At 33.3% G+C, this 3,830-nt stretch carries 3 protein-coding genes and 2 rRNA genes; 3 read left to right on the forward strand and 2 right to left on the reverse strand.

Going from position 1 to position 3,830, the window contains the following annotated elements:
- The 3 genes from MR285_RS05170 to MR285_RS05180 all read left to right on the forward strand — a co-directional run.
- A 23S ribosomal RNA gene (locus tag MR285_RS05170) occupies window positions 1-130 on the forward strand; the annotation flags it as partial.
- A gap of 30 nt (window positions 131-160) precedes the next feature.
- Window positions 161-277: ribosomal RNA gene (rrf, locus tag MR285_RS05175) — 5S ribosomal RNA — on the forward strand.
- Between the two features lie 205 nt (window positions 278-482).
- Window positions 483-1,118 carry a hypothetical protein gene (locus MR285_RS05180; RefSeq protein WP_169970030.1) on the forward strand — a complete coding sequence of 212 codons (636 nt, stop codon included), beginning with the start codon at window positions 483-485 and terminating at the stop codon, window positions 1,116-1,118.
- Window positions 1,119-1,174: 56 nt separating this feature from the next.
- On the opposite strand, the gene nrdG is transcribed toward MR285_RS05180, so the two are convergent.
- Entirely contained in the window at window positions 1,175-1,672 is a 498-nt protein-coding gene (gene nrdG / locus MR285_RS05185) for an anaerobic ribonucleoside-triphosphate reductase activating protein (protein ID WP_293558721.1), read from the reverse strand.
- Window positions 1,672-3,795, reverse strand: a complete 2,124-nt coding sequence (gene nrdD, locus MR285_RS05190; RefSeq protein WP_293558723.1) for an anaerobic ribonucleoside-triphosphate reductase — start codon at window positions 3,793-3,795, stop codon at window positions 1,672-1,674. The genes nrdG and nrdD overlap by 1 nt, the downstream gene beginning before the upstream one ends.
- Window positions 3,796-3,830: the final 35 nt, after the last annotated feature.

Raw genomic sequence — 3,830 nt, forward strand, 5'->3', positions numbered from 1 at the left:
AAGCCCCCCTCGAGATGAGATTTCCCTCGAAAGATAAGACCCCTTGAAGAAAATGAGGTAGATAGGCTCAAGGTGTAAGTGTAGCAATACATTAAGCTAGCGAGTACTAATAGGTCGAAGACTTGACCAAAAAAGAAAAAGTAGATTAGTTTTAAGAAAATCTGGTGAGAATAGGACAATGGACACACCTGTAACCATACCGAACACAGAAGTTAAGCATTAGTCCGCTGATGGTACTTGGTTGGCAACGGCCTGGGAGAGTAAGTCATCGCCAGTTAAAAGGTCTATTGATGCAAGATTTTCTTTGTCAATAGACTTTTTATTTTAAATACTCCTTTTAAAATTAGTAAAATATTTTGCTTTAATTATTCCACAATGAGTTATCTCATTACATATTAAAGATAGAAAGATCTTCCTTAGTTGGAAGATTTTTTTATTGGTAATTTTAATATTTTTAGGGTATTTATTTATAAGGTGATTATATGTTAAATAGAATAATAAAAATTTTTTCTATTATTTTTATTATTATAGTGATTTTATTTGTTTCTATACATGTCTATTTTTCTCCAACGCCAAATTTTATGAGAAATAATTCCATTAATGGTGTTAAGATAAATATTCAGGTTTCCAATGATGATAGAAAACCCATTGTAAGGACTTTTAAAAAATCAGAATATGAAAATATGCCTGAAAATAAGATTATGAGAGTAAAAGATAAGATTGATGGAAGGATAGAGGGGGATATTACTTCTATTCATTTAAATAAGGATAGTAAAATTTATTTTACTTTTGAAAAAGATGGGAAGATTTATTATCCTGAAACTCCAAAAATTAGAATTAATGCTCATGCTTCTAGTTATAAGGACAAAAATAAAAAACGCATTATAGAGGGAGAACTTGATAGACTTGATGATGGGACTTATTTTTATGAAACTAAAAGGTATAGCACGCAATATGAAAAATATTTTATGGAGTATCTTATAGTGGAGATTTATTATACTATTGATGATGTGGACTATGTTTCTATCTTTGGAACTTTCCAAAACAATGCAAATGATGGTACAGATTTTTTTGATAATGAATATTTAGAAGAGCCAATTCCACCGGAAACTAAATAGAAAAAAGGCCTCAGTAAATTCACTGAGGTTTTTATAAAAATTTAAAATTGTGTAAATTACTTTAAGTCAAATAAAATTATTTTATTTGAAGCTAAGGATTTTTTTATGTCGATAATCCTTTGGTTTGAGGAGCCACGAAATCTAAGACTCAAGTCTTTTAAGTTTTCAACAAATTTACCATCGACTAAGACATCACATTCTTTTAGTAAGTTTGTTTTGTTTTCATCCCTTAATATTTCTTCATAAGTATATCCAGAGAAGACCCAAATTCCCTTTTGGACTTCTTTTTTTATGTCTTTGACTACTTTTAAGAGATCAATTTCATTTTGAAAGGGCTCACCTCCAAGTAGGGTAAGCCCCTTTACTTCGTCTAGTTTTAAATATTCAATTACTTCTCTAGTTTCTTTTTCAGTCCATGCTTTTCCATAACTAAAATCTTGGTATTCTTTGTTAAAACAGTTGTAACAATTGTGAGTGCAACCTGTGACGAAGATTGTGCTCCTAATCCCAGGTCCATTTGCAACATCATACCTTCTTATTTGTGCGTAATTCATTAGATGTGTAGCACCCTTGCGTTAATTTCCTTTGTGCGTCCTTCGTTCCAGAAGTTTTCACCGAGGTAACCACAAGTACGTCTTACGACGCTTAGTGTGGATCTATCTGTGTTATGACATTGTGGACATTCCCATTCGCCATTTTCATTTAGTTTTATTTCGCCGTCAAAGCCACATTCAGAGCAGTAGTCAGATTTTGTGTTAAACTCTGCATATTGAATATTGTCGTAAATAAATCTCACGATAGTTTCAAGTGCTTCTAAATTGTGTCCCATGTTTGGAATTTCTACATAAGATATACATCCGCCAGTGGATTTATCTTGGAATTTTGATTCAAAGGCAAATTTTTCAAAAGCAGAAATTTTTTCACGAACATCGACGTGGAAGGAATTGATATAGTAACCCTTGTCAGTTACATTTTCTATTATGCCAAATCTTTCTTTGTCGATATTTGCAAATCTTTGTGTAAGTGATTCTGCAGGAGTTGCGTAAAGTGTGAATTTAATTCCATATTCTTCTGTCCATTTTTTTACAGCTGCGTTAAGTGCATCCATTATTCTCATAGCAAAGGCATAGCCCTTTTTGTCTGTATGACTTACGCCCTTAGTTAAAATAGTTGCTTCATAAATTCCAATGTAGCCTAGGGAAACTGTGGAATAACCATTTAATAAAAGTGGAGCAATAGGTTCGTGTTTACCTAGTCTTGCAATGGCACCATGTTGCCAGTGAATTGGAGATGAATCGCTAGTAACTTTCTTTAAATGTTCATAGCGAAGTAGTCCAACTCTTTTTACAAGGTCTAGCCTTTTTTCCAAAATTTCAAAGAATTTTTCTTCGTCGCCACCAGCTAAAATTCCAATTTGAGGTAAATTTATAGAGCAAGCGCCCATGTTAAATCTTCCTTCAAATTTGTAATTGCCCTTTTCGTCCTTGTATGGAGGAAGGAAAGCTCGACAGCCCATTGGAGAAAATACATTGCCCTCGTAATTTGCACGCATTTTCTTTGCAGAGATGTAGTCAGGGTACATTCTCTTTGCAGTACATCTAATAGCAAGGGAAGTCAAATAATAATATTTTGAGTCCTTGTTAATATTATTTTCATCAAGAACATAAATTAATTTTGGGAAAGCTGGAGTTACATATACTCCTGCATCGTTTTTTATGCCTTGAATTCTTTGTTTTAAAATTTCTTCGATTATTTTAGCAACTTCGTCAACATAGGGATCATTGTCTTCAAGCCACATGAAAAGTGTTACGAAAGGAGCTTGACCATTTGAAGTCATGAGAGTATTTATTTGATATTGAATGGTTTGGATGCCACTTTCAAGATCCTTTTTAGTCATTCTATTGGCCATTTTTTCAGCAAGTTCAATGTCGCCTAAAGTATCAAGTGCTAGATTTAGATTTTTTTCGTAAGATCTTCTTAGGTATTTGCCGAGACAAGAAATGTTAATACTTTGTCCGCCATATTGATTTGATGCAATTTGTGCAATAATTTGTGTCATAACATTGCAAGCAACTTGGAAGGATTTTGGAGTTTCGATCATTTTGCCATTGACAACAGTCCCATTGTCAAGCATATCCTTCATATTTACTAGACAGCAGTTAAAAATAGGTTGGATAAAATAGTCCATGTCGTGAATGTGAATAGCACCAGATTCATGTGCTTCAACTAAATCTGCAGGGATCATTTTTCTCTTCGCAATGTCCTTTGATACTTCGCCAGCGATTAAATCTCTTTGAGTAGATGCGATAATTGCGTTTTTATTTGAATTTTCGTCCATTAAATCTTCATTAGTTTCATTTAATAGACCGAGAATATCTTCGTCAGTAGTATTTTGTTCACGCTTATATTGTTGAACAGATTTGTAAGATTCATAGGCTCTCGCAGTGGCAGGATTGTCATTTTGAATTAAACGGTAATAAACTTCGCTCTCTATGTCGTAGATTGAAAGAGGAAGTTCCTTTTGGTTTGCAAGGGCTTCAATTTCCTTTGCAATTTCTAGCGCCTGATTTTCTACATATACGCCAGAACTTGAGTGCATGGCTTTCTCTATGGCGATTACGATTTTATTTCTATCAAAATCAACCTTTTTGCCATTTCTCTTAATAACTTGTGGCATTTTACTCATCCTTTCTTTTAAATATGTAATATTTT

The organism is Peptoniphilus sp., from assembly GCF_022767005.1.
In the GTDB taxonomy this organism is placed as follows: Bacteria; Bacillota; Clostridia; order Tissierellales; family Peptoniphilaceae; genus Peptoniphilus_A.

Coding starts and splice junctions, on each gene's coding strand:
- MR285_RS05180 (WP_169970030.1), top strand. CDS start 483: ATGTTAAATAGAATAATAAAAATTTTTTCTATTATTTTTATTATTATA.
- nrdG (WP_293558721.1), bottom strand. CDS start 1,672: ATGAATTACGCACAAATAAGAAGGTATGATGTTGCAAATGGACCTGGG.
- nrdD (WP_293558723.1), bottom strand. CDS start 3,795: ATGCCACAAGTTATTAAGAGAAATGGCAAAAAGGTTGATTTTGATAGA.